This is a genomic window from Paraburkholderia sp. GAS32 (assembly GCF_050434225.1).
Lineage (GTDB): Bacteria > Pseudomonadota > Gammaproteobacteria > Burkholderiales > Burkholderiaceae > Paraburkholderia > Paraburkholderia madseniana.
The window spans coordinates 129,638-150,979 of sequence record NZ_JBNPVS010000018.1; the positions used below are offsets into that span (position 1 = coordinate 129,638).

General features: G+C 62.1%; 16 protein-coding genes. 10 read left to right on the plus strand and 6 right to left on the minus strand.

Going from position 1 to position 21,342, the window contains the following annotated elements; translation table 11 throughout:
• Positions 1-31 precede the first annotated feature (31 nt).
• Both P3T25_RS22315 and P3T25_RS22320 read right to left on the minus strand, forming a co-directional pair.
• Positions 32-1,555 (minus strand): efflux transporter outer membrane subunit, encoded by a 1,524-nt coding sequence (locus tag P3T25_RS22315; protein WP_154565235.1) that lies wholly within the window; start codon positions 1,553-1,555, stop codon positions 32-34.
• 49 nt (positions 1,556-1,604) lie between these two features.
• Positions 1,605-2,120, minus strand: a complete 516-nt coding sequence (locus tag P3T25_RS22320; protein WP_154565234.1) for a MarR family winged helix-turn-helix transcriptional regulator — start codon at positions 2,118-2,120, stop codon at positions 1,605-1,607.
• A gap of 318 nt (positions 2,121-2,438) precedes the next feature.
• Here P3T25_RS22320 and typA point away from each other — a divergent pair, with 318 nt between their 5' ends.
• The 6 genes from typA to P3T25_RS22350 all read left to right on the plus strand — a co-directional run bounded on the left by typA (position 2,439) and on the right by P3T25_RS22350 (position 12,315).
• On the plus strand, positions 2,439-4,265 hold the full coding sequence (gene typA / locus P3T25_RS22325; protein ID WP_154565233.1) for a translational GTPase TypA: 1,827 nt from the start codon (positions 2,439-2,441) through the stop codon (positions 4,263-4,265).
• 382 nt (positions 4,266-4,647) lie between these two features.
• Complete coding sequence (locus P3T25_RS22330; RefSeq protein WP_266258074.1) at positions 4,648-7,509, plus strand: 2-oxoglutarate dehydrogenase E1 component; 2,862 nt, start codon at positions 4,648-4,650, stop codon at positions 7,507-7,509.
• A gap of 152 nt (positions 7,510-7,661) precedes the next feature.
• Positions 7,662-8,945: a 2-oxoglutarate dehydrogenase complex dihydrolipoyllysine-residue succinyltransferase gene (gene odhB / locus P3T25_RS22335; protein ID WP_429358966.1), complete on the plus strand. Its 1,284-nt coding sequence runs from the start codon at positions 7,662-7,664 to the stop codon at positions 8,943-8,945.
• 139 nt (positions 8,946-9,084) lie between these two features.
• Positions 9,085-10,515 carry a dihydrolipoyl dehydrogenase gene (lpdA, locus tag P3T25_RS22340; RefSeq protein ID WP_154565230.1) on the plus strand — a complete coding sequence of 477 codons (1,431 nt, stop codon included), beginning with the start codon at positions 9,085-9,087 and terminating at the stop codon, positions 10,513-10,515.
• A gap of 90 nt (positions 10,516-10,605) precedes the next feature.
• Entirely contained in the window at positions 10,606-11,703 is a 1,098-nt protein-coding gene (zapE, locus tag P3T25_RS22345) for a cell division protein ZapE (RefSeq protein ID WP_154565229.1), read from the plus strand.
• Positions 11,704-11,865: 162 nt separating this feature from the next.
• Positions 11,866-12,315: a transposase gene (locus P3T25_RS22350; protein ID WP_171926858.1), complete on the plus strand. Its 450-nt coding sequence runs from the start codon at positions 11,866-11,868 to the stop codon at positions 12,313-12,315.
• A 160-nt stretch (positions 12,316-12,475) separates the two neighbouring features.
• Here P3T25_RS22350 and P3T25_RS22355 read toward each other — a convergent pair whose 3' ends face one another.
• The 4 genes from P3T25_RS22355 to P3T25_RS22370 all read right to left on the minus strand — a co-directional run bounded on the left by P3T25_RS22355 (position 12,476) and on the right by P3T25_RS22370 (position 18,312).
• A complete protein-coding gene (locus P3T25_RS22355; RefSeq protein WP_154565227.1) occupies positions 12,476-12,961 on the minus strand; it encodes a DUF2147 domain-containing protein in 486 nt (161 codons plus the stop codon).
• Between the two features lie 245 nt (positions 12,962-13,206).
• Entirely contained in the window at positions 13,207-14,916 is a 1,710-nt protein-coding gene (locus P3T25_RS22360) for a ShlB/FhaC/HecB family hemolysin secretion/activation protein (RefSeq protein WP_154565226.1), read from the minus strand.
• A gap of 249 nt (positions 14,917-15,165) precedes the next feature.
• Positions 15,166-16,617 (minus strand): collagen-like triple helix repeat-containing protein, encoded by a 1,452-nt coding sequence (locus tag P3T25_RS22365; RefSeq protein WP_429358967.1) that lies wholly within the window; start codon positions 16,615-16,617, stop codon positions 15,166-15,168.
• Between the two features lie 168 nt (positions 16,618-16,785).
• Positions 16,786-18,312: a collagen-like triple helix repeat-containing protein gene (locus P3T25_RS22370; protein ID WP_429358968.1), complete on the minus strand. Its 1,527-nt coding sequence runs from the start codon at positions 18,310-18,312 to the stop codon at positions 16,786-16,788.
• A 657-nt stretch (positions 18,313-18,969) separates the two neighbouring features.
• Between P3T25_RS22370 and P3T25_RS22375 the strand changes: the two genes are divergently transcribed.
• The 4 genes from P3T25_RS22375 (at position 18,970) to cpaB (ending at position 21,324) form a co-directional block, all read left to right on the plus strand.
• Positions 18,970-19,152: a Flp family type IVb pilin gene (locus tag P3T25_RS22375; RefSeq protein WP_154567920.1), complete on the plus strand. Its 183-nt coding sequence runs from the start codon at positions 18,970-18,972 to the stop codon at positions 19,150-19,152.
• A gap of 141 nt (positions 19,153-19,293) precedes the next feature.
• On the plus strand, positions 19,294-19,794 hold the full coding sequence (locus P3T25_RS22380) for an A24 family peptidase (protein WP_154567918.1): 501 nt from the start codon (positions 19,294-19,296) through the stop codon (positions 19,792-19,794).
• Positions 19,791-20,288, plus strand: a complete 498-nt coding sequence (locus P3T25_RS22385) for a TadE/TadG family type IV pilus assembly protein (protein WP_154567916.1) — start codon at positions 19,791-19,793, stop codon at positions 20,286-20,288. The genes P3T25_RS22380 and P3T25_RS22385 overlap by 4 nt, the downstream gene beginning before the upstream one ends.
• A gap of 91 nt (positions 20,289-20,379) precedes the next feature.
• Entirely contained in the window at positions 20,380-21,324 is a 945-nt protein-coding gene (cpaB, locus tag P3T25_RS22390) for a Flp pilus assembly protein CpaB (protein ID WP_429358969.1), read from the plus strand.
• Positions 21,325-21,342: the final 18 nt, after the last annotated feature.

Sequence of the window (21,342 nt, forward strand, 5' to 3'; positions counted from 1 at the left end):
TTATGCGAGTGTGGGTCGCGTCGATGTGGCTTCAGTTTGCAGCGGCGGTCGCAGCGGTGGCCGATGCCGCGGCGGCCGATGCCGGGGCATCGGTCGGCACCACGAGGCCCGTTTGCGTTGCGTCGAAACCGCCACCGAGCGCCTTGATGAGGCCGATCTGCAGATCGCGGCGGCGCATCTTGAGGCCCGTTACCGTCTGTTCGGCGGCAAGGCGGTTCTGGTCGGCGGTCAGCACCTGCAACTGCGGCGACAAACCGGCCTTGTAGCGGATCACCGCGAGCTGATAGGCCTTGGTCGACGCGTCGAGCGCGCGCTGTGCATCGCCCGATTGCTGGTCGATCGAACGGATCGACGACACTTGCGTCGCGACATCCGAGAGCGCATTGATCAGCGTCTGGTTGTAGTCCGCCACATCGAGGTCGAAGTCTGCGTAGCGGCCCTTCAACTGCGAGCGCAGCGCGCCGGCGTCGAAGATGGGCAGGTGAATCGCCGGACCGAATTGCATCTGACGGCTGCCCGACTTCAGGAAACGGCCCCAGCCGAACGCATCGAAACCGAAACCGGCGGCGAGGTTGACGTCCGGGAAGAATTCGGCCTTCGCTTCCTTCACGTCGTGCATCGCGGCTTCGACCTGCCAGCGCGCGGCGACGATATCCGCGCGGCGCGCCACGAGGTCGGCGGGCAGGTTGTTCGGCAGCGCTACGGTATCGCCGGTGGTCAGGGCCGGTTTGGCGATCTGCAGGCCACGATCCGGACCCTTGCCGAGCAGCGCGCCCAACTGATAGCGCGCCACGGTGATCTGGCCGTCGAGATCGGTCAGGTTCGCCTGGCTGGTCGCGATGTTGCCGTTCGCGGTTTCCCGTTCGACGTTGGTGTCGAGCCCCGCGGTTACGCGGCCGTTGGTGATGCGGCTGATGTCCTGGCGGTTGGCGATTTCGCGCGCGGCGATGTCGCGGAATGCGTACAACTGGGCGAGCTGGTTATAGGTGCTCGCCACGGAGGAGGCAAGCGTTACGCGCGCCTGCTGCATGTCGGCTTCAGCGGCTTTTTCCTGCGACACGGCCTGACCGAGGCGCTGGCGGTTCTTGCCCCACAGGTCCAGATCCCACGACGCGCTCGCCAGCACGTTGTTCTCGCTATACCAGGTGCCGCCGTACGGCGGCGGGTAGAGCGCATTCGCCGAGAACAGCTCGCGAGTCCACGAGTAGCTGCCGTTGACCTTCGGGTACAGCGCCGAGCGCGAGCTTTCAATATAAGACGAAGCCTTGGCGAGGCGTGCCTGCGCCTGCGCGATCGAGGGGCTGCCTTCCAGCGCTTCCGCGATCAGCTTCGGCAGTTGCGGGTCGCCGAACTGGTTGGCCCAGTCGAGCGACGGCCACTGGCCGCCCTGGCCGGACAGGCTCTGGCTGGACTCGTACTGAGCCGGCGACGAGATCTGCTTGTCGCTCTTCATGCCGAAGTAGTTCGCGCACCCCGTGAGGGCGAGCGCCGTCACCGCGGCGGCGACAGCGGCCCGGCTCGAAAGTGCGGGCGCGGACAGGGAAAGGGATTTCATCGCTCGACTCTTTGAGTGGAATGTAATGATGGACACTGCAAGCAATTTATTACGATTTGCTGTCAAAATTGCTTGCTGCATCACGGGTTAGTCCCGTTTGTTCGCCGGAATTGATGAGTACGCGGCGCAGCATGCTCTTCAGAAAACCCACTTCTTCGGGGGTAAAGCCGCCCAGCAGGTCGTCCAGCACGCCGTTGAAAATGGCCGGCATTTTGGCCGCGATCGCGTGGCCTTCCGGTGTCAGCGCGAGTCGCACGACCCGCCGGTCTTCGTTGCTGCGCACTCTTGTCAGCAGGCCGCGTTTTTCCAGCCGGTCCACCAGACGCGTGACGGCGCTTGCGTCGATGCCGTATTCGCGCGCCAGTTCGGCCGCCAGCAGGCACTTGCCGCTCGCCACCATGAACAGGATGCTGCCTTGCTGGCTGGTGATGCCCAACTCGGCCATGCTGCGCTGCGTGACCAGGTTCGACATGGTCGATTTCACCCGCGAGAGCAAATAGCCGACGCTTTCGCCCAGCTGATACTCGCTGATCTCTGAGCCGGGTGTTGAGGACGGATCCGTCATGATTCTCGTGCGAATGCAATGGTTGACTAGGCAGGATTATAGACAGCGGTTGATTGACGCGGCAAGCGTTATTACAGCTTAGGCAAGGAACTTTTACGGCTCAAGGCACAATGCGCGTGGATTTGCGTAGGATTTCGCCGAAGTCGTGTGGGTCTGTTTCTTACGCAGCGCTGCGTGGAAAACGATGGGACTATCAGGGAATACCAGAAAGCTTCATTTGGGCGTGCTATAATGTTGGGTTCCCAAAAGTGCGCTTTGGGCTTTGTTGGCTTCGTACACAATGCTGCTGCTGGCGCACTCAACTGTCTCCAGGTTCCTATGACTCGCGCCCTACGCAATATCGCCATCATTGCCCACGTCGACCACGGCAAGACCACGCTCGTCGACCAGCTCCTCCGCCAAACCGCTACCTTCCGCGACAACCAGGCGGTTGTCGAGCGCGTGATGGACTCGAACGACATCGAAAAGGAACGTGGCATCACGATTCTTTCGAAGAACTGCGCGGTCGAGTACGAAGGCACGCACATCAACATCGTCGACACCCCGGGCCACGCCGACTTCGGCGGTGAAGTGGAGCGTGTGCTGTCGATGGTCGACTCGGTGCTGCTGCTGGTCGACGCGGTCGAAGGCCCGATGCCGCAAACGCGCTTCGTGACCAAGAAGGCGCTGGCGCTCGGTCTCAAGCCGATCGTCGTGATCAACAAGGTCGACCGCCCGGGCGCGCGGATCGACTGGGTGATCAACCAGACGTTCGATCTGTTCGACAAGCTGGGTGCAACTGACGAACAACTCGATTTCCCGATCGTCTACGCATCGGGTCTGAATGGCTACGCCGGCCTGACGCCGGACGTGCGCGAAGGCGACATGCGTCCGCTGTTCGAAGCCGTGCTGGAACACGTGCCGGTCCGCCCGGCTGATCCGTCGGCGCCGCTGCAACTGCAGATCACGTCGCTGGATTATTCGTCGTACGTCGGTCGCATCGGCGTTGGCCGCATTACGCGTGGCACGATCAAGCCGGGCATGTCCGTCGCCGTGCGTTCGGGCCCTGACGGCGCGATCCTGAACCGCAAGATCAATCAGGTCCTGTCGTTCAAGGGTCTCGAACGCGTGCAGGTCGACTCGGCTGAAGCCGGCGACATCGTGCTGATCAACGGTATCGAAGAAATCGGTATCGGCGTGACCATCTGCGCACCGGAGCAGCCGGACGCGCTGCCGATGATCACCGTCGACGAACCGACCCTGACGATGAACTTCCTCGTCAATTCGTCGCCGCTGGCCGGCCGCGAAGGCAAGTTCGTCACGAGTCGTCAGATTCGCGACCGCCTGATGAAGGAACTGAACCACAACGTGGCGCTGCGCGTGAAAGAAACGGGCGACGAAACCACGTTCGAAGTGGCAGGCCGCGGCGAGCTGCACCTGACCATCCTGGTTGAAAACATGCGCCGTGAAGGCTACGAGCTGGCCGTGTCGCGTCCGCGCGTGGTGATGACGGAAGTCGACGGCGTGAAGCATGAGCCGTACGAAAACCTGACGGTCGACATGGAAGACGGCCACCAGGGTGGCGTGATGGAAGAGCTGGGCCGCCGCAAGGGCGAAATGCTCGACATGGCATCGGACGGCCGTGGCCGTACGCGTCTCGAGTATCGTATCTCGGCGCGTGGGCTGATCGGTTTCCAGGGCGAATTCTTGACGCTGACGCGCGGTACGGGCCTGATGAGCCACACGTTCGACTCGTATCAGCCGGTCAGGGAGGGTGGTGTCGGCGAGCGTCGTAACGGCGTGCTGATTTCGCAGGACGACGGCGCGGCAGTGGCGTACGCACTGTGGAAGCTGCAGGATCGCGGCCGTATGTTCGTGTCGCCGGGCGAGCCGCTGTACGAAGGCATGATCATTGGCATTCACAGCCGTGACAACGACCTGGTCGTGAACCCGATCAAGGGCAAGCAACTGACCAACGTGCGTTCGTCGGGTACGGACGAAGCGGTGCGCCTCGTGCCGCCGATCCAGATGTCGCTGGAATACGCGGTTGAATTCATCGACGACGACGAACTGGTCGAGGTCACGCCGAAATCCATCCGTCTGCGCAAGCGTTACCTGAAGGAACACGAGCGCCGCAGCGCCAGCCGTAAGGGCGCAGTGGACTAAATCAGCATCGGCCCTAATCCTGGGTAAGCAGCATGCTGTCAGGCAAAAGCCACCTCCGGGTGGCTTTGCCATTTCTGGCGCCCAATTCGCGTTGCACGCAATTGCTCGCGGTTGGCTGTCTGTTTGTCGTGTTTGTCCCCGTTTTTTGCAGAAGTCTGTTGCGAGGCTTGCAAAACCGGCCGGAAGCCCGCCGTAAAAGGCTTGAGCGGCAATCCGTCTGCTATCTGCACTATCCGTTCTGTGATATGCTCCCCGGGTGCAAAGTTTTAGGTCCTTCCAAGCAAGACTTGATTCGCGCAATCCGCTAAACGGTCAGGCCGTGTCGCGGAAGGTTCTGTAACCCGCTATTTCTCGAGAAACTCGAAGAAAGGTGAGCGTAAAAATGATGAAGCAATTCCAGTCGAACTCTTATCTGTTCGGCGGCAATGCTCCGTACGTAGAAGAAATGTACGAAGCGTATCTCGATAATCCGGCGTCAGTGCCCGAGAACTGGCGCAGCTATTTCGACGCGTTGCAGAACGTCCCTGCATCGGATGGCAGCAATGCCAACGACGTGGCCCATGGCCCGATCGTCGAATCGTTTGCGCAACGGGCCAAGGCTAATGCCTTCATCCCGCGCACGGCGGCCGGCGGCGAAGATCTCGCTACCTCCCGCAAGCAAGTCTATGTGCAGTCCCTCATCGGCGCATATCGCTTCCTCGGCTCGCAATGGGCCAATCTCGATCCCCTGAAGCGCCGCGAACGTCCCGCTATCCCCGAACTTGAACCCGCGTTCTACGACTTCACCGAAGCCGACATGGACCAGGAGTTCAGCGCCACGAATCTGTATTTCGGGTTCGAGCGTGCTTCGCTGCGCGAGATCGTCAAGGCCCTGCGTGACACGTACTGCGGCACGATCGGCGCCGAGTACATGTACATTAGCGATCCGGAACAGAAGCGCTGGTGGAAAGAGAAGCTCGAGTCGATCCGTTCGACGCCGAACTTCTCCAATGAAAAGAAAAAGCACATCCTGAATCGCCTGACGGCCGCTGAAGGCCTCGAGCGCTTCCTGCACACCAAGTACGTCGGCCAGAAACGCTTCTCGCTCGAAGGCGGCGAAAGCTTCATCGCCTCGATGGACGAAGTCGTGCGTCATGGCGGCGCCAACGGCGTACAGGAAATCGTCATCGGCATGGCCCACCGTGGCCGTCTGAACGTGCTGGTCAATACGCTCGGCAAGATGCCGGCTGACCTGTTTGCCGAATTCGAAGGCAAGCACGTCGACGACCTGCCGGCCGGCGACGTGAAGTACCACAAGGGTTTCTCGTCGGACGTTTCGACCGAAGGCGGCCCGGTTCACCTGTCGCTCGCGTTCAACCCGTCGCACCTTGAAATCGTCAACCCGGTGGTCGAAGGTTCGGCGAAGGCACGTATGGATCGCCGCGGCGACGACAGCGGCCTGCAAGTGCTGCCGGTGCAGATCCACGGCGACGCGGCCTTCGCTGGCCAGGGCGTCGTGATGGAAACGCTGAACCTCGCGCAAACGCGCGGTTACGGCACGCACGGCACGCTGCACATCGTCATCAACAACCAGATCGGTTTCACGACGTCGGACCCGCGCGACTCGCGCTCCACGTTGTACTGCTCGGACGTCGTCAAGATGATCGAGGCGCCGGTGCTGCACGTGAACGGTGACGATCCTGAGGCGGTCGTGCTGGCTACGCAGTTGGCTATCGACTTCCGGATGCAGTTCCACAAGGACGTGGTTGTCGACATCGTCTGCTTCCGCAAGCTGGGTCACAACGAGCAGGACACGCCGGCGGTTACGCAGCCGTTGATGTACAAGACGATTGCGAAGCACCCGGGCACGCGCGCGCTGTACGCTGAAAAGCTGGTGCAACAGGGCGTGATCACGGCGGCAGAAGGCGACGAATTCGTCAAGGCCTACCGCAAGGCGATGGACGAAGGCCATCACACGATCGACCCGGTGCTCTCGAACTACAAGAGCAAGTACGCGGTGGATTGGGTTCCGTTCCTGAACCGCAAGTGGACCGACGCAGCCGACACGGCAGTGCCGTTGGCTGAACTGAAGCGCCTCGCTGAGCGCGTCACCACGATCCCGGAAAACTTCAAGGTTCACCCGCTGGTCGAGCGCGTCATCAACGACCGTCGCGCGATGGGCCGTGGTGAAGCGAAGCTTGACTGGGGCATGGGCGAACACCTGGCATTCGCATCGCTGGTCGCATCGGGCTACGCAGTGCGCCTGACCGGTCAGGACTCGGGCCGTGGCACGTTCACGCACCGTCACGCGGTGCTGCACGATCAGAACCGCGAACGCTGGAACGACGGCACGTATGTGCCGCTGCAGAACATCGCCGAAGGTCAGGCGAAGTTCACAGTGATCGACTCGGTGCTGTCGGAAGAAGCGGTGCTGGGCTTCGAATACGGTTACTCGACCGCTGAACCGAATACGTTCGTCGCGTGGGAAGCGCAGTTCGGCGACTTCGTGAACGGCGCGCAAGTCGTGATCGACCAGTTCATCTCGTCGGGCGAAGTGAAGTGGGGCCGCGTGTCGGGTCTCACGATGCTGCTGCCGCACGGCTACGAAGGTCAAGGTCCGGAGCACTCGTCGGCACGTATCGAACGTTTCCTGCAACTGTGTGCAGACCACAACATGCAGGTCGTTCAACCGACCACGCCGGCGCAGATTTTCCACCTGTTGCGCCGTCAGATGATCCGCCTGTTCCGCAAGCCGCTGATCGTCGCTACGCCGAAGTCGCTGCTGCGCCACAAGGAAGCCGTGTCGGATCTGTCCGAACTGGCGAAGGGCGCGTTCCAGCCGATCCTCGGTGAAATCGACGAAGCGATCGAGCCGAAGAAGGTCAAGCGCGTGGTGGCATGCTCGGGCCGCGTGTACTACGACCTGCTGGCACATCGCCGTGAATCGAAGTCGAACGACGTCGCGATCATCCGTATCGAACAGCTCTATCCGTTCGCGCATAAGCAGTTCGAAGCGGAAATGAAGAAGTACGACAACGCGACCGAAGTGGTCTGGGTGCAGGACGAGCCGCAGAATCAAGGCCCGTGGTTCTACATCGAGCACCACCTGAAGGAAGGCATGAAGGACGGGCAGAAGCTGGCATACAGCGGACGTCCGGCTTCGGCCTCGCCGGCAGTCGGCTACTACGCGAAGCACTACGAGCAGCAGAAGGCGCTGATCGAAGGCGCTTTCGGCCGCCTCAAGAGCGCGTCGATCGCTAAATAAGGAAAACAGACGAACCGGGAAAGCGCGTTGCGCTTTCCCGTGCCGCGTTCAGTCACCCCATGGTGGTTCGTTCCCGGCAGGTATGGTTCGCAGGCGGTCGTCGAGTACATAGATCGCGCGCCGTCACCCGATACGTATTCAGGATATTCATAATGGCTATTGTTGAAGTCAAGGTTCCCCAGCTCTCCGAGTCGGTTTCGGAAGCCACGATGCTGCAGTGGAAGAAGAAGCCCGGCGAGGCTGTTGCTCAAGACGAAATTCTCATCGAAATCGAGACCGACAAGGTCGTGCTCGAAGTGCCGGCGCCCTCCGCCGGCGTGCTCGCACAAGTGATCTCGAACGACGGCGACATCGTCGTTGCGGATCAGGTGATCGCCAAGATCGACACCGAAGGCACGGCAGGCGCCGCTGCTGTCGAAGCCGAAGTGAAGCCGGCTCCGGTTGCCGCACCGGCACCGGCTGCTGCACCGGCCGCTCAGGCTGCATCCGCAACGGGTGCGAACACCGCTGCTTCGCCGGCTGCCGGCAAGCTGATGGCCGAGAAGGGTCTGGGCGCGGGCGACATCGCCGGCACGGGCCGCGACGGCCGCATCACCAAGGGTGACGTGCTGACCGCGGGTCAAGCCGCACCGGCTGCCAAGGCCGCAGCACCGGCACCGGCTGCCGCACCGAAGGCTGCGAAGCCGTCGCTGCCGGACGTTAAGGCACCGGCATCGGCCGACCAATGGCTGAAAGACCGCCCGGAACAACGCGTTCCGATGTCGCGTCTGCGTGCACGTATCGCCGAGCGTCTGCTCGAGTCGCAGCAAACCAACGCCATCCTCACCACGTTCAACGAAGTGAACATGGCGCCGGTGATGGACCTGCGCAACAAGTACAAAGACAAGTTCGAAAAGGAACATGGCGTGAAGCTGGGCTTCATGTCGTTCTTCGTGAAGGCGGCTGTTCACGCGCTGAAGAAATTCCCGCTCGTGAACGCGTCGATCGACGGTAACGACATCGTCTATCACGGCTATTTCGACATCGGTATCGCGGTCGGTTCGCCGCGTGGCCTGGTGGTGCCGATCCTGCGCAACGCAGATCAGCTGAGCCTCGCCGAAATCGAAAAGAAGATTGCTGAATTCGGCCAGAAGGCCAAGGACGGCAAGCTGTCGATCGAAGAAATGACGGGCGGTACGTTCTCGATCTCGAACGGTGGTGTGTTCGGTTCGATGCTGTCGACCCCGATTATCAACCCGCCGCAATCCGCCATTCTGGGCGTGCACGCCACCAAGGAACGCGCTGTGGTCGAAAACGGCCAGATCGTGATCCGTCCGATGAACTATCTGGCGCTGTCGTATGACCACCGGATCATCGACGGTCGCGAAGCGGTGCTGTCGCTGGTCGCCATGAAGGATGCGCTGGAAGACCCGGCGCGCCTGCTGCTCGACCTGTAAGCACTGGCTCGGCTGGCGTCGGCTTGTCATCGCACAAGTCGGCGCCATATAAGCAGCACGTCTTTAGCATTCCGCAGTACTCGAACGACGCGCGCCACGAAGCGTGGCCGCGCGTCGCTCCGTCATCAAAAGGATTGTCATGTCCAAAGAATTTGACGTCGTTGTGATCGGCGCCGGCCCCGGCGGTTATATCGCCGCTATCCGTGCAGCGCAGCTCGGCAAGACGGTCGCATGTATCGAAAAATGGAAGAACCCGGCCGGCGCGCTGAAGCTCGGCGGCACCTGCCTGAACGTGGGTTGCATTCCGTCGAAGGCGCTGCTCGCGTCGTCGGAAGAATTTGAAAACGCGCAGCACCACCTCGCCGATCACGGTATCAACGTGTCGGACGTGAAGCTCGACATCACGAAGATGCTCGCCCGCAAGGAAGGCATCGTCGAGAAGATGACCAAGGGTATCGAGTTCCTGTTCCGCAAGAACAAGATCACGTGGCTCAAGGGCCATGGCAAGTTCACCGGCAAGACGGACGCCGGCGTGCAGATCGAAGTGAGCGGCGAAGGTGAAACCGAAGTCGTGACGGCGAAGAACGTCATCATTGCAACGGGTTCGAAGGCTCGTCATCTGCCGAACGTTCCGGTCGACAACAAGATCGTCGCCGACAACGAAGGCGCACTGACGTTCGACTCCGTGCCGAAGAAGCTCGCCGTGATCGGCGCAGGCGTGATCGGTCTGGAGCTCGGCTCGGTGTGGCGCCGTCTGGGCGCTGACGTGACCGTGCTCGAAGCGCTGCCGGAATTCCTCGGCGCGGCTGACCAGGCGCTCGCCAAGGAAGCCGCCAAGCAATTCAAGAAGCAAGGTCTGGACATCCACGTCGGCGTGAAGGTCGGCGAAATCAAGACCACTGACAACAGCGTCACGATCAATTACACGGACAAGGACGGCAACGCGCAAACGCTCGAAGCCGACCGCCTGATCGTGTCGATCGGCCGCGTACCGAACACCGACAACCTCGGTCTCGAAGCTATCGGCCTGAAGGCGAACGAGCGCGGCTTCATCGACGTCGACGACCACTGCGCAACGGCTGTGCCGAACGTGTACGCGATCGGCGACGTGGTGCGTGGCCCGATGCTCGCGCACAAGGCTGAAGACGAAGGCGTGATGGTCGCTGAAATCATCGACGGTCAGAAGCCGCATATCGACTACAACTGCATTCCGTGGGTGATCTACACCGAACCGGAAATCGCGTGGGTCGGCAAGACCGAACAGCAACTGAAGGCCGAAGGCCGCGAAGTCAAGACGGGCCAGTTCCCGTTCATGGCAAACGGCCGCGCGCTGGGCATCAACAAGGCGGATGGTTTCGTCAAGATGATCGCCGACGCGAAGACCGACGAGCTGCTGGGCGTGCACATCATCTCGGCAAACGCATCGGACCTGATCGCGGAAGCCGTGGTGGCGATGGAATTCAAGGCGGCGTCGGAAGACATCGGCCGCATTTGCCATCCGCACCCGTCGCTGTCGGAAGTCATGCGCGAAGCGGCTCTGGCCGTGGACAAGCGCGCGCTGAACATGTAATCACGCGCACGCCTGACTGAACGCAACTCCGGCATCACCACGAAGGCGGGCGGGTTCACTCCCTCCCGCCTTTCTTTTTGCAGCAACACAATGAACGTCACCGAATACTACGAAAAAGAACTGCAGACGCGGGGTTATCAATCGGACCCGGCGCAACGCGCGGCGGTTGACCGTTTGCAGCGGTGTTATGACGAGTGGGTCGAGTACAAATCGCGCCGCTCGAACGCGTTCAAAAAACTGATCATCCACCCGGATCTGCCACGTGGCGTGTACCTGTGGGGCGGCGTAGGGCGGGGCAAGAGCTTCCTGATGGACAGCTTCTACATGATCGTGCCGGTGCAGCGCAAAACGCGGCTGCATTTCCACGAGTTCATGCGCGAGGTGCATCGCGAACTGGAAGAGCTGAAAGGTACAGCCGATCCGCTCGACGAACTCGCGCGCCGTATCGCCAAGCGCTACCGGCTGATCTGTTTCGACGAATTCCACGTCTCGGATATCGCCGACGCGATGATCCTCTACCGTCTGCTCGACAAGCTGTTCGAGAACGGCGTGCAATTCGTGATGACGTCCAACTACGATCCGGACACGCTCTATCCGGACGGTCTGCATCGCGACCGCATGCTGCCGGCAATCGAACTGATCAAGTCGAAGCTCGATGTGATCAACGTCGACGCGGGGATCGACTACCGTAAGCGCACGCTGGCTCAGGTCGAGGTGTATCACACGCCGCTTGGCGCTGCTTCGGATAAAGCATTGCGCGACGCGTTTTCGCGCCTTGCAGCAGTTCCTGATGAGAGCCCTATCTTGCGCATTGAAAAGCGCGAGCTGAAGGCGCTGCGACGCGCTGACGGCGTCGTGTGGTTCGATTTCGCGACGCTCTGCGGCGGCCCACGCTCGCAGAACGATTACCTCGAGCTGGCGAGCCGCTTTCACGCTGTGATCCTGTCCGGCGTGCCGCAGATGTCGGTGCGCATGGCCTCGGAGGCGCGCCGCTTCACCTGGCTGATCGACGTGTTCTACGATCACAAGGTCAAGCTGCTGATGTCGGCAGCGGTGCCGCCCGATCAGTTGTATGTCGACGGTCCGATGGCCAACGAATTCACGCGCACAGTCTCGCGCATCGTCGAAATGCAATCGAAAGAATATCTCGACACTCCGCGCCGGATCGTCGATACGTCGCTGACTTAAGCCGCCGCGTGACGCGGGCGCGGATGCTTTTGCGATAGATCACGGTCCGCTTGTCGAAGCGGCGGAGTCCGAAGTCGTATTTTCAAGATTCGGATTGGTCTTATGTTCCGTCCGCGGAGGACTGGATATCTTATTTGTCATGGTTCTGACAAAGGAGAAGCCATGAATCCGTACCGTGATATCAATGATGAAGAATGGCAACGTGTTGCACCGTTGCTCCCTGAACTGCGTCCGCGTTCCGAACTGCGTGGCCGGCCGCTCGCCAACACGCGCTCCGTGCTCAACGGCGTGCTGTGGGTGATGTATAGCGGCGCGACCTGGTCCGCCATGCCGCGCAAATATCCGTCGTATCAGACCTGCCATCGCCGCTTCAAGGCATGGTACGAGTCCGGCGTACTCAAGCGCATCATGGACCAGTTGTTTGGCGCATCGAGCGAAGAACTCTGCAAGCTGATGGAAGCGCGCATGCGCACGCATGTGGGCGCGGAACAGAAGAGCGTTGACGCAGAAAAGGTGCCCGCAGCAGTGCCCCCGGCGTACAGCCCGGCATCGGTCAAGCCGTTACCGTCTTCGCCGTTCGCGTATACGTCGCCCTTCAAGCACGCTGCATGACAACTTCAACCAGCCAGACGCAAACAAAAAAACGGCCGGACGATAGCGATCGTCGGCCGTTTTTTCTGGTTCCATTCTGGCAGCAGATGCGGCCTTAATGGAACATCAGCTTCGCGCGTCAGGCATTGGCGCCTGAACGACGCGCTCGTTATTGCTGGCGTTACTGTTGGCGAATCCAGGTTTGCGAGCGGCCCAGCAGCGAAACGCCAATGTAGCCACGCACCACCAGCTTGTTCCCACCGTCTTCAAGGTGCATCTTGCACTTGTAGACCTTGCCGTTTTCCGGGTCGAGAATCTGCCCTTGATCCCAGCCGTCGCCGTCCTTTTTCATATCGTTGATGATCGTCATGCCGAGAATCAACTGGTCCTTGCGCGCGTCCGTACATTCAGTGCAGCGGCGATCCGGTTTATCGTTCGCACCGAGTCCCTTGATCACCTTGCCACTCAGCGAGCCGCTGCTGTCCTGTGCAATTTGCACGAGTGCCTTGGGCTGGCCGGTGCTGTCGTCAATGGTTTGCCACGTGCCGACCGGAGAATCGGCCTGCGCCATTGCCGTGACGGCGCTGACGAGCAGCACGCCGGCGAGGGCGGCATGTTTGGCTGTGCGAAGCGCGATTGCGCGCGCGTGTTGAGTGAATTGCATCATTGTCTTCCTCCTTGATTAAAGACGGCGCGATCATGGTCGCGCGGCGTTATTGGCATCTCGGGCGGTCTTCAGTTGCCGACTGCCGTGATGCCTGGTATTGCCTCTCAGATTCCACTTCGACCACATCGGCGTGCGCCCCCCGCGACCTGGGAGCCGCGGGTCGCACACCGTCAGCGCAGAATACGTGAAAGTGCGCGTGTCGTTTGATAGTGGAACCTCTAATCAGGACGCGGCACTTTCGAACTTCAGTTGAGCTGATACGAGAACGTCGCGTTGATGCGTGGGCTGCGCGACGCGCTTTCCACCGGTGCATCGCCGATCGGTTTGGCCACCGACAAATCCAGGCTGTAGTACTTCGCGTCCGAGATCCGGAAGCCGAACGCAATCGACGACAGCTTCGACGGCGAGGGCGTGCCCGCATGCAGATACACGCGGGCCATGTCGAACGAGACATACGGTGTGAAGGTGCGCAGATAGGTGAAACCCGGCGTGAATGGCCGATTGACTTCGAACATCGCGCCCCAGCCCGAATCGCCCGACGCTTCGCCCGGTTCATAACCCTGGGCAAAACGTTGCGCGCCGAACGAGATCTGTTCCGACGTCGGCAGCGAGACGCCGCTGTACTGACCGGTCAGCGAAACCGCGGTGCCGATCTTCAGCGGCCACTCGTTGGTTTGCGAAAAGCTTGCACCGGTCCGCACGAAGTTGATCGACGCCGGATTCGTGACCGTCGTGCCGGGAACGTTCGAGTCGCCGGATTTCGACGCACCAAGGATATCGAAAGCCTTCGCCACGTTAATACTCGCGCGACGCACCTGGCCGGTTTCCACGTTGGTGTAGTCGGCCTGCAGTTGCAGCACCCGTACCTGCGAGCGAAAGCCGATCTGCGCGCCGGTGTTATGGTTGTTGTAGCGATCTTCGTCGTGCGACGCATAGACCGAGGCCGTGCCGATCACGCTCTGCTTGTTGCTCAACAGGATCGGATACGCCAGCGAGCCGCCGACCTTATCGTTGATGACCGTACGCTCGATAAAGGAGGGCAGGCCGGGATTGTCGGTGGGATTGCCGCGATAGTGCGACGCATCGATCTTCCCGATCAGTCCATTGCTGCCGATCGGCACCGTGGCGTGCGCGGCGAGATAGGTGACGTTGTCGCGGCCCTTCGGCAGCAACGCAGACACGCTCAGTTGTTCGCCAAGCGCGGTCAGGCCGTTTTCGGTGGCCGTCAACAGGCCTTGCACGCCGGGATGATTGAAGTCGATACCCGTGCTGAGATCGAACGGTTTGCGGTCCACGTTCAATTCGAGTGTGGTGGCGCCGTCGGTATTTTGCGGTGGCGCCACGTTGGCCGCGACTTTCACGCCGGGCAACAGACCCAGCACGTTGATGTAACGCTCGAAGGTGGCACGCCGCAACGGCCGGTCGGCGACGATATGGTCGGCGATCGCGCGGATCTTGTCTTCGACCGCGCCCGGCTTGCCTGTCACCTTGACCGCGGACACATAGCCTTCGACCACCGTCACGCGCACCACGCCGTCGTCGAACGTCTGCGCGGGAATGAACGCAAACGAGAGCGCATAGCCGCGATCCTGATACAGCTTCGTAACGCCGTTGGCGACCTGAATCAGATCGCCGATGGTGGTGTCTTTGCCGACGAGCGGCGTGAAGCGCTGCGCGACTTCGTCGAACGGAATGGACTTTACGCCCTCGACCTGAATCTTTGAAGGCGTCAGATGGCGGGCGAGCAGTTCCTGAAGTTGGGGGGCTTGCGGCGTGACCTGCATGGTCACGTTCGGGCCTTTGTCGGGCGCCTTGATCTGCGGCAGCGAATCGAGAGGATTGCCGCCGACGGTCGGGCCGGCTGGGCGTGACTGCGCGTGTGCTGCTACTTGCATCCCGCTTGCCGCGATCGCCGCGAGCAGGAGGGTCCATTTACTACCGTACCCGAGTTTCATCGGATTTTCCTCGTATGCCGTTCTTGTCTTGCGGACGCGCCGCCAGGCCGGGCTGGTCGCGATCGCTTATGTGTGGCTCGACGCATACTGCCATGCTTGCATGTATTACGTCACGTGCTCCGTGGGGCTTGAGCATTGGCTGCAAAAAGCGCGGAGCACGTGATGAGGCGGACTGCTTATGCACGCTACATAGCGGGACGTCCAACGGGACGCCTTCTATGCGCGGCATCAACGAGCGACTTATGCGGACTACTTATGGCTCACCGGCACCAGGCCGCCGAGCAATGTCGTCAAGCCGCCCGTCGCACTACCCGAGCCGCTTGTCGAACCTGCCGCCGAGCTGAGCGTGCCGGTCAACTGGCCGACGAGGGCGGTCACTGGGGCGAGCGGGTTGCTGCCGCTGCTGCCCGAGGCGCTGCTGGTGACGCCGGAGAGCGCGCCGGTCAGCGTCGACAACGGATTCGATGCGCTACCCGAGCCGCCCAGCGCCGAGGTGAGCGAACTCAAGGGCGTGCCACCCAGCACCGAAGTCAGCGAACTCAGCGGCGAGCCACCCGAAGTCAGCGAACTCAAGGGCGAGCCACCCGAAGTCAGCGAACTCAAGGGCGTGCCGCTCAACGCCGAGGTCAGGCCGGACAGCGGTGTGCCGCCGAGCAGCGTCGACACGGAACCGAGCGGGTTGCTGCCGAGCCCGAGACTCGCGAGCGAGTTTTGCAGCGGGCCGAACGGGCTGCCGTTAGCAGGCGGCCCATTGACGACGGCCACGTTCGTGCTGCCGACGAGGCTCGTAATCAAGCCGGGAATCGGATTCGCGCCATTCGGGCCGTTCGGATTGACGAGGCCGCCGGCATTCGTCACCGTGTTGCCGAGCGAGCCGACCAGGTTGCCGAGATCGGCGCCGATCGGGTTCTTCGTTGCCGCGCCGACTTGCGAGCTGGTCGAACTCAACGTGCCGCCGATTTGCGCGAGCAGGCCGCCCACCGGCGCGCCGAGGCCGGTCTGCGTGCCGACCGTCTGCGTCACGAGTCCGACGGTCTGCACGATCGGCGTGATCGCGGTGCTGATCGGCTGGGTGATCTGCTGCACCGGCGCGGAGGCCAGCGAATTGCCGAGCGTCACGCCACCGGCGTTCAGGGCACCGGCGGTAGTGGAGAGGACCGTTGCCAGCGGCGTGGTGAGCGGCGACAGCGGCGCGAGATTGCCGGTGCCGAGCCCGCCGACCGCGGTGCTCAGACCTTGCACGACGCCGCTTGTCGAACTGACTACCGAGCCGAGTCCGGCGACCGTGGTGCCGACCGGAGTGGAGGTCGTGCCGATTTGCCCGACGCCGCCGCTCACTGCGTTGGCGAGTGAATTCAGTGTGCCGCTTGTGCTCGACACCGCGTTGCCGAGACCTTGCGTGACCTGCGGGCTGAGGCCCGGGATGGTCTGCGAGGCGATCGTGTCGCCGAGGTCGCTGGTGGTCTGCGCGGCGGCGGTGGCGACGCCGGTCGTGCCCGACGACGTGCTGGGGGTCGGGCCGCCGCTCGTCGAACCCCCGCCGCTAGAGCTACCGCCAGCGGCTACGCTCGGTGGCGCAGTGACGCCATTGCCGCCACACGCGGCGAGCAAACCTGCGACTGCAACGGCGATCAACGGTGCGCGCAACGACGACACTGTCGCGCACGCCGCATGGAGAGTAAAAAAACGTTGGCTGGACATAGGTGCTCCTCAGTATCTTCTAGGTGTCGTGTGCGTGGTTTGCGTGCGCCTGTGCAACGGGTGTCCGAGCGGCGCGGCTCAATTTCATTCAGGTTCCGGCGGAGCCGGGGGACGGCTGGCGGGCCGCACTCCGGGTGCCGGTCACTGCGCTTCTTTCGACGGCGCTGCTTACTTCTTCGTCAGGCCACCAAGCAGGCCGCCGACGAGCGACGTCACCGGAGCGAGCGGGTTGCTGCCCGATCCTTTGCCGCTGGTGCTCGACAGCGACAGGCCGGGGCTCGAGGTGGTGGTGGTCGTCGTCGCGGACGGCGTGGCGGCCGCCGTTGTCGTGACGCCGCCGAGCGCGCCGGTGACGCTCGCCAGCAAGCCGGTAACCGGGGCGAGCGGGCTGCTGCTGCCGCCGGTCGCGCTGCTCAGGCCGTTGGTCACGCTCGAGAGCAGACCCGTGACAGGCGCCAACGGGCTGCTGCCACTCGATGCACCGCCCAGCCCCCCTGTTACGCTGCTGAGCACGCCGGTGAGCGGAGCAAGCGGGCCGCTGCCGGTGCCACCGGTCAAGCCGCCGAGCACGCTGGTGAGCGGAGCGAGCGGGCCGCTGCTGGTACCGCCGGTCAAGCCACCGAGTACGCTGGTGAGCGGACCAAGTGGGCCGCTGCTGGTGCCGCCGGTCAGGCCGCCGAGCGCGCTGGTGAGCGGAGCAAGCGGATTGCCGCCCGTGCTGCCGGTGAGCAGGCCGCCCACCGACGCGACCGTGGTGCCCGTGTCCGTCACCGTATGGCCAAGAGCCGCCGTGATCGGATTGCCGCCGGTTGCGCTGATCAGCGTGCCGGCTTGGCCGAGGCCGCCGCCGAGGGTCGCGAGCAGGCCGTTCAGCGGTGCGCCGAGGCCGGTCGTGTTGCCGACCGTCTGCGTGGTCGCCGCGACCATCGACGTAATCGGCGTGATCGCGGTGCTGAGTGTTTGCGTGATTTGCTGGACCGGGCCCGTCGAGAGCGCGGTGGTGAGCGTGCTGCCGCCATTGGTGACCGCATTGCCAAGCGTATTGACGACGCCGCCGAGCGGCGTGGTGATGGCTGCCAGCGGCGCGAGCGGGCCGCTGCCGAGGCTCGTCACGAGGCTGCCTGCATCCGTCACAGCGCCGCCGACATGACCGACCACGCCACCGAGGCTCGAGACCGTCGTGCCGACCGCGTCACCGCCGGTGCCGAGCTGGCCGAGCCCTTGCGATACACCGGTGCCGAGCGTCGAGACCGCCGAGCCGACTTGCTGCACGATCCCGCCGGCGGCCTGGGTGGTTTGCGAACTCACGCCGGGCAAGGTTTGCCAACCGATCACGGTACCGATGCTCGAGACCGTCGAGCCGGTATCGTTGACCACGCCGCCGGTGTTGCCGACGACCGTGCCGAGCGCATTCGCGACCGGGGTTGTGCCGGTACCCGTTCCTGTTCCGGTGCCTGTGCCGGAGCCGCTTCCCGAGCCGTTGCCGCTGGTGTTCGTGCCGGAACCGCCTGAGCCCATCGAACCGCTTCCGCTGCCGGTGGTGGTGGAAAGTGCGTTGCCGGAGGAGCTGCTACCGCCGCCGGTGCCGGCACTCAGGGTTCCGGAGCCTCCGCAAGCGCCAAGAGAAAGCATCGCTGCCACGCTGGCCGCAATCAGGTTTGTTCGAAGTGTGGTGTTGGCCGTTTGAATGTTCATGTCGCCCTCGCATCGCATGTGTTATTGGGTGTTGCTGCGTGCCTCCCTCTGCATGAGCCGTGCCATTTCGACTGATTAATGCAGAAGATTTTTTTTCAAAAGGGCTTGAAGCCATACGTGATATGGCTTTGCGAAGAATTGGTGGAGTGTCTGCTAACTCAGATATACCGCGAGAATATGAATTCGCTAAACGTTTGCGAGGGCTTTGTAACGTAACGAGCCGCGCGCGCCGTTACGAAACACGGCGTAACGCAAGCGCAGCGGGAGGGTCCCGGGCGCTTGAAACGTTCTGTTCAAACAAATAATTAGTGCAGCAAATCTAACTCATGGTTAGTCCTATGTGCTGCAACGCACGAACTGCCGTTAACCTGAGTACGGCGTTAAAACGCATACGGTGTCGCGCTAGGGGCAGCGGACAATTGCTTAAATATGATTGTTCGGATATAAAACCCGAAAGCATCAAGGATTGACGGGGGAGGTGCGTAATCGAACAGACAGCTCATAGACATCTGTTTTATTGAAGCCGGCTGCAAGGCGGTGCTTCCGCAGCGCAACACGCAGGACCAGGAATGAGAGACCAATGGTCCGCAGCGCTGAAGAATCCGTCATCTGAAGCAGCACGTAAACAAACGAAATAAATGAAGTCCGAGGGTAAAAATGAAAAAGTTCACACAACGCTTTCTGAGAGATAACAAGGGCGTGACGGCCATCGAGTATGGTCTTATCGCGGGGTTAGTTGTACTCGTCATCGCAACGGCGGTCACGAACGTTGGCACGAGCCTTTCGACCCTGTTGGGCGACGTCGCGACCAAGATCACCGCTGCAACGCCTGCGGCGTAAAGGGCAATCTGCAACGTCCCGCGAGGCAGCCGACGTTATTGCGGTAGGCCGCTTCGCAGGCGTTTCTTAAAGCTTCGTCATATTGGCTAATGCGAATTGCATTGCAATTCGCGTGGCGTTGCTTCGCCTGTCGAGTTCGAAATGAATGTCTCCGTCGGTATTTTGTTATTTATCGCTTGGGCTGCGGTGGTCGCTATCAGTGACTGCCGCAGTCGGCGTATTTCCAATCCGGTTGTCGTTGCCGGTCTGACGGCGGCATTCGCCTGCGCGTTTCTTCAATGCGGGCCTTTCGGCGTTTCGTTGACCCAAGCGGCTATTGGAGCGCTGGTCGGCCTCGCCGCGTTGTTGCCATTTTTCGCGCTCGGCGTCATGGGTGCTGCGGACGTCAAGGTATTTGCGGTACTCGGCGCGTGGTGCGGCATGCATGCGCTGCTCGGTCTCTGGATGGCCGCTAGTCTTGCCGCAGGCGTGCATGCGCTCTGGCTGCTGATTACGACGCGAACGCGGCTCGCTGGTTTGGTCCGTCATCATGGTGTCACTTTTGAACTGGCTGGAAAAACTTCCACGCCGTACGCGGCATGCCTCACTGTGGCCGCCAGTGCATGGCTCATGCTGCAAGGACTGGCCGGGGGCGTGCGATGAAACGGGTAACAACCCAGCCCGCGCACTCGCCGCTCAAGCATATTCATACACGCTGCGCGCGCGCGCAGCGCGGCTCCACGGCTATCGAGTTTGCTCTGGTGTTTCCACTGTTCTTCACGATCCTGTACTCGATCATCACCTTCAGTCTGATCTTCGTGGCACAGCAGAACTTGACGCTCGCGGCGGAAGAAGGCGCGCGCGCCGCGCTGAACTGGCAGAGCAATACCTCGCTGCAAAACGCGCTCGTCAATCGGGGCAACGCCGCCTGCGCTGCGGCGAATCTGATGGTCGCGACGCTGGTGCAATCCATGCAATGCACGTCGACTTCCGCGCCCTGCGGCCCGGGCAACACGATGCAGTGCGTGAACGTTTTGCTGACTTACAACTACCAGGCCAATCCGTTGGTGCCGACCTTGCCGCTGCTGAGTTACACGTTGCCCAATACATTGTCGAGCAGCGCTACGGTACAACTCAATCCGGAGAATATTCAGTGACGCATGCGCCGGCTCCCAGCCTTTATGTCCGTCGACGCGACTCCGAACGCTCGCGCGGCACGGCATCGTTTAACAGAAGCAGTGAGTCGTCATGCCGAATCTGACCAAAATTCTTGCCGGCGTACTGATCGCTGTCGCATTGCTACTGGGTCTGTTTGCATGGACGCTGTCGCGTCGTCCGGCGCCGGTGGCCGTGACGCCTGCGACGCAGGCAAGCTTCCCGGTGGTGGTGGCCACCCACACGTTGCCAGCAGGTAAGCCAATCGCTGTCGACCAACTGCGCGTGCAGTCGCTGCCGATCAATCCGAACGGCGCCTTCACCGATCCGGCGCAACTGGCCGGCCGCGTGCCGAACGCGGAAATCAGCGCGGACTCGCCGGTGCTCGAAGCCCAGTTATCGTCGGGACTTGCCGAGCGTATCGAGCCGGGCGAGCGCGCGTTGGCCGTGCGGGTCGACGAGGGCAATGCGGTCGGCAACCGGTTACGGCCGGGTAATTTCGTCGACGTGTTTTTCACGCTCAAGCGCGACGGCGCCATCGGCAACGGCGGCGAAATCGATCGTACTCAGGCGCGTCTCCTGATGTCGAAAGTGCGCGTGCTCGCGTTCGGCAACGCAACCACTAGCGGCGACAGCGCCGGCGACCCGAACGGCATGGTGCGCACCGCGGTGCTGGCGGTGCCGGTCGCCGATGTGGACCGCCTGACGCTCGCCGAAAGCTCTGGTCGTCTGATCTTCGCGCTGCGTAATCCAAAGGATGCCGAAGTAGTCGATCAAAATGCGTTGCCAGCCTATCCCGGCGTGTTGACGACGGTTGCCACCGCCGGCGCGGCCGGGCCGCTGCAGGATTCGACCCGCGCCGCGGCCGGCGTGTCGCTCGATGCCTTGTCGGGAAGCACCAATTCGGCAGGCGCCGGTGCGCGGCCGCCGTTGCCGCATATGCCGCAGCTGCCTACGCGCGTCGCGGGTAACACAAACAGTACAAAGAGCGGTATCGAAGTGATACGGGGTGGGCGCGCCGAGACGGTCGCCTGGTAAGCAGTTTCAGGGAGCGGG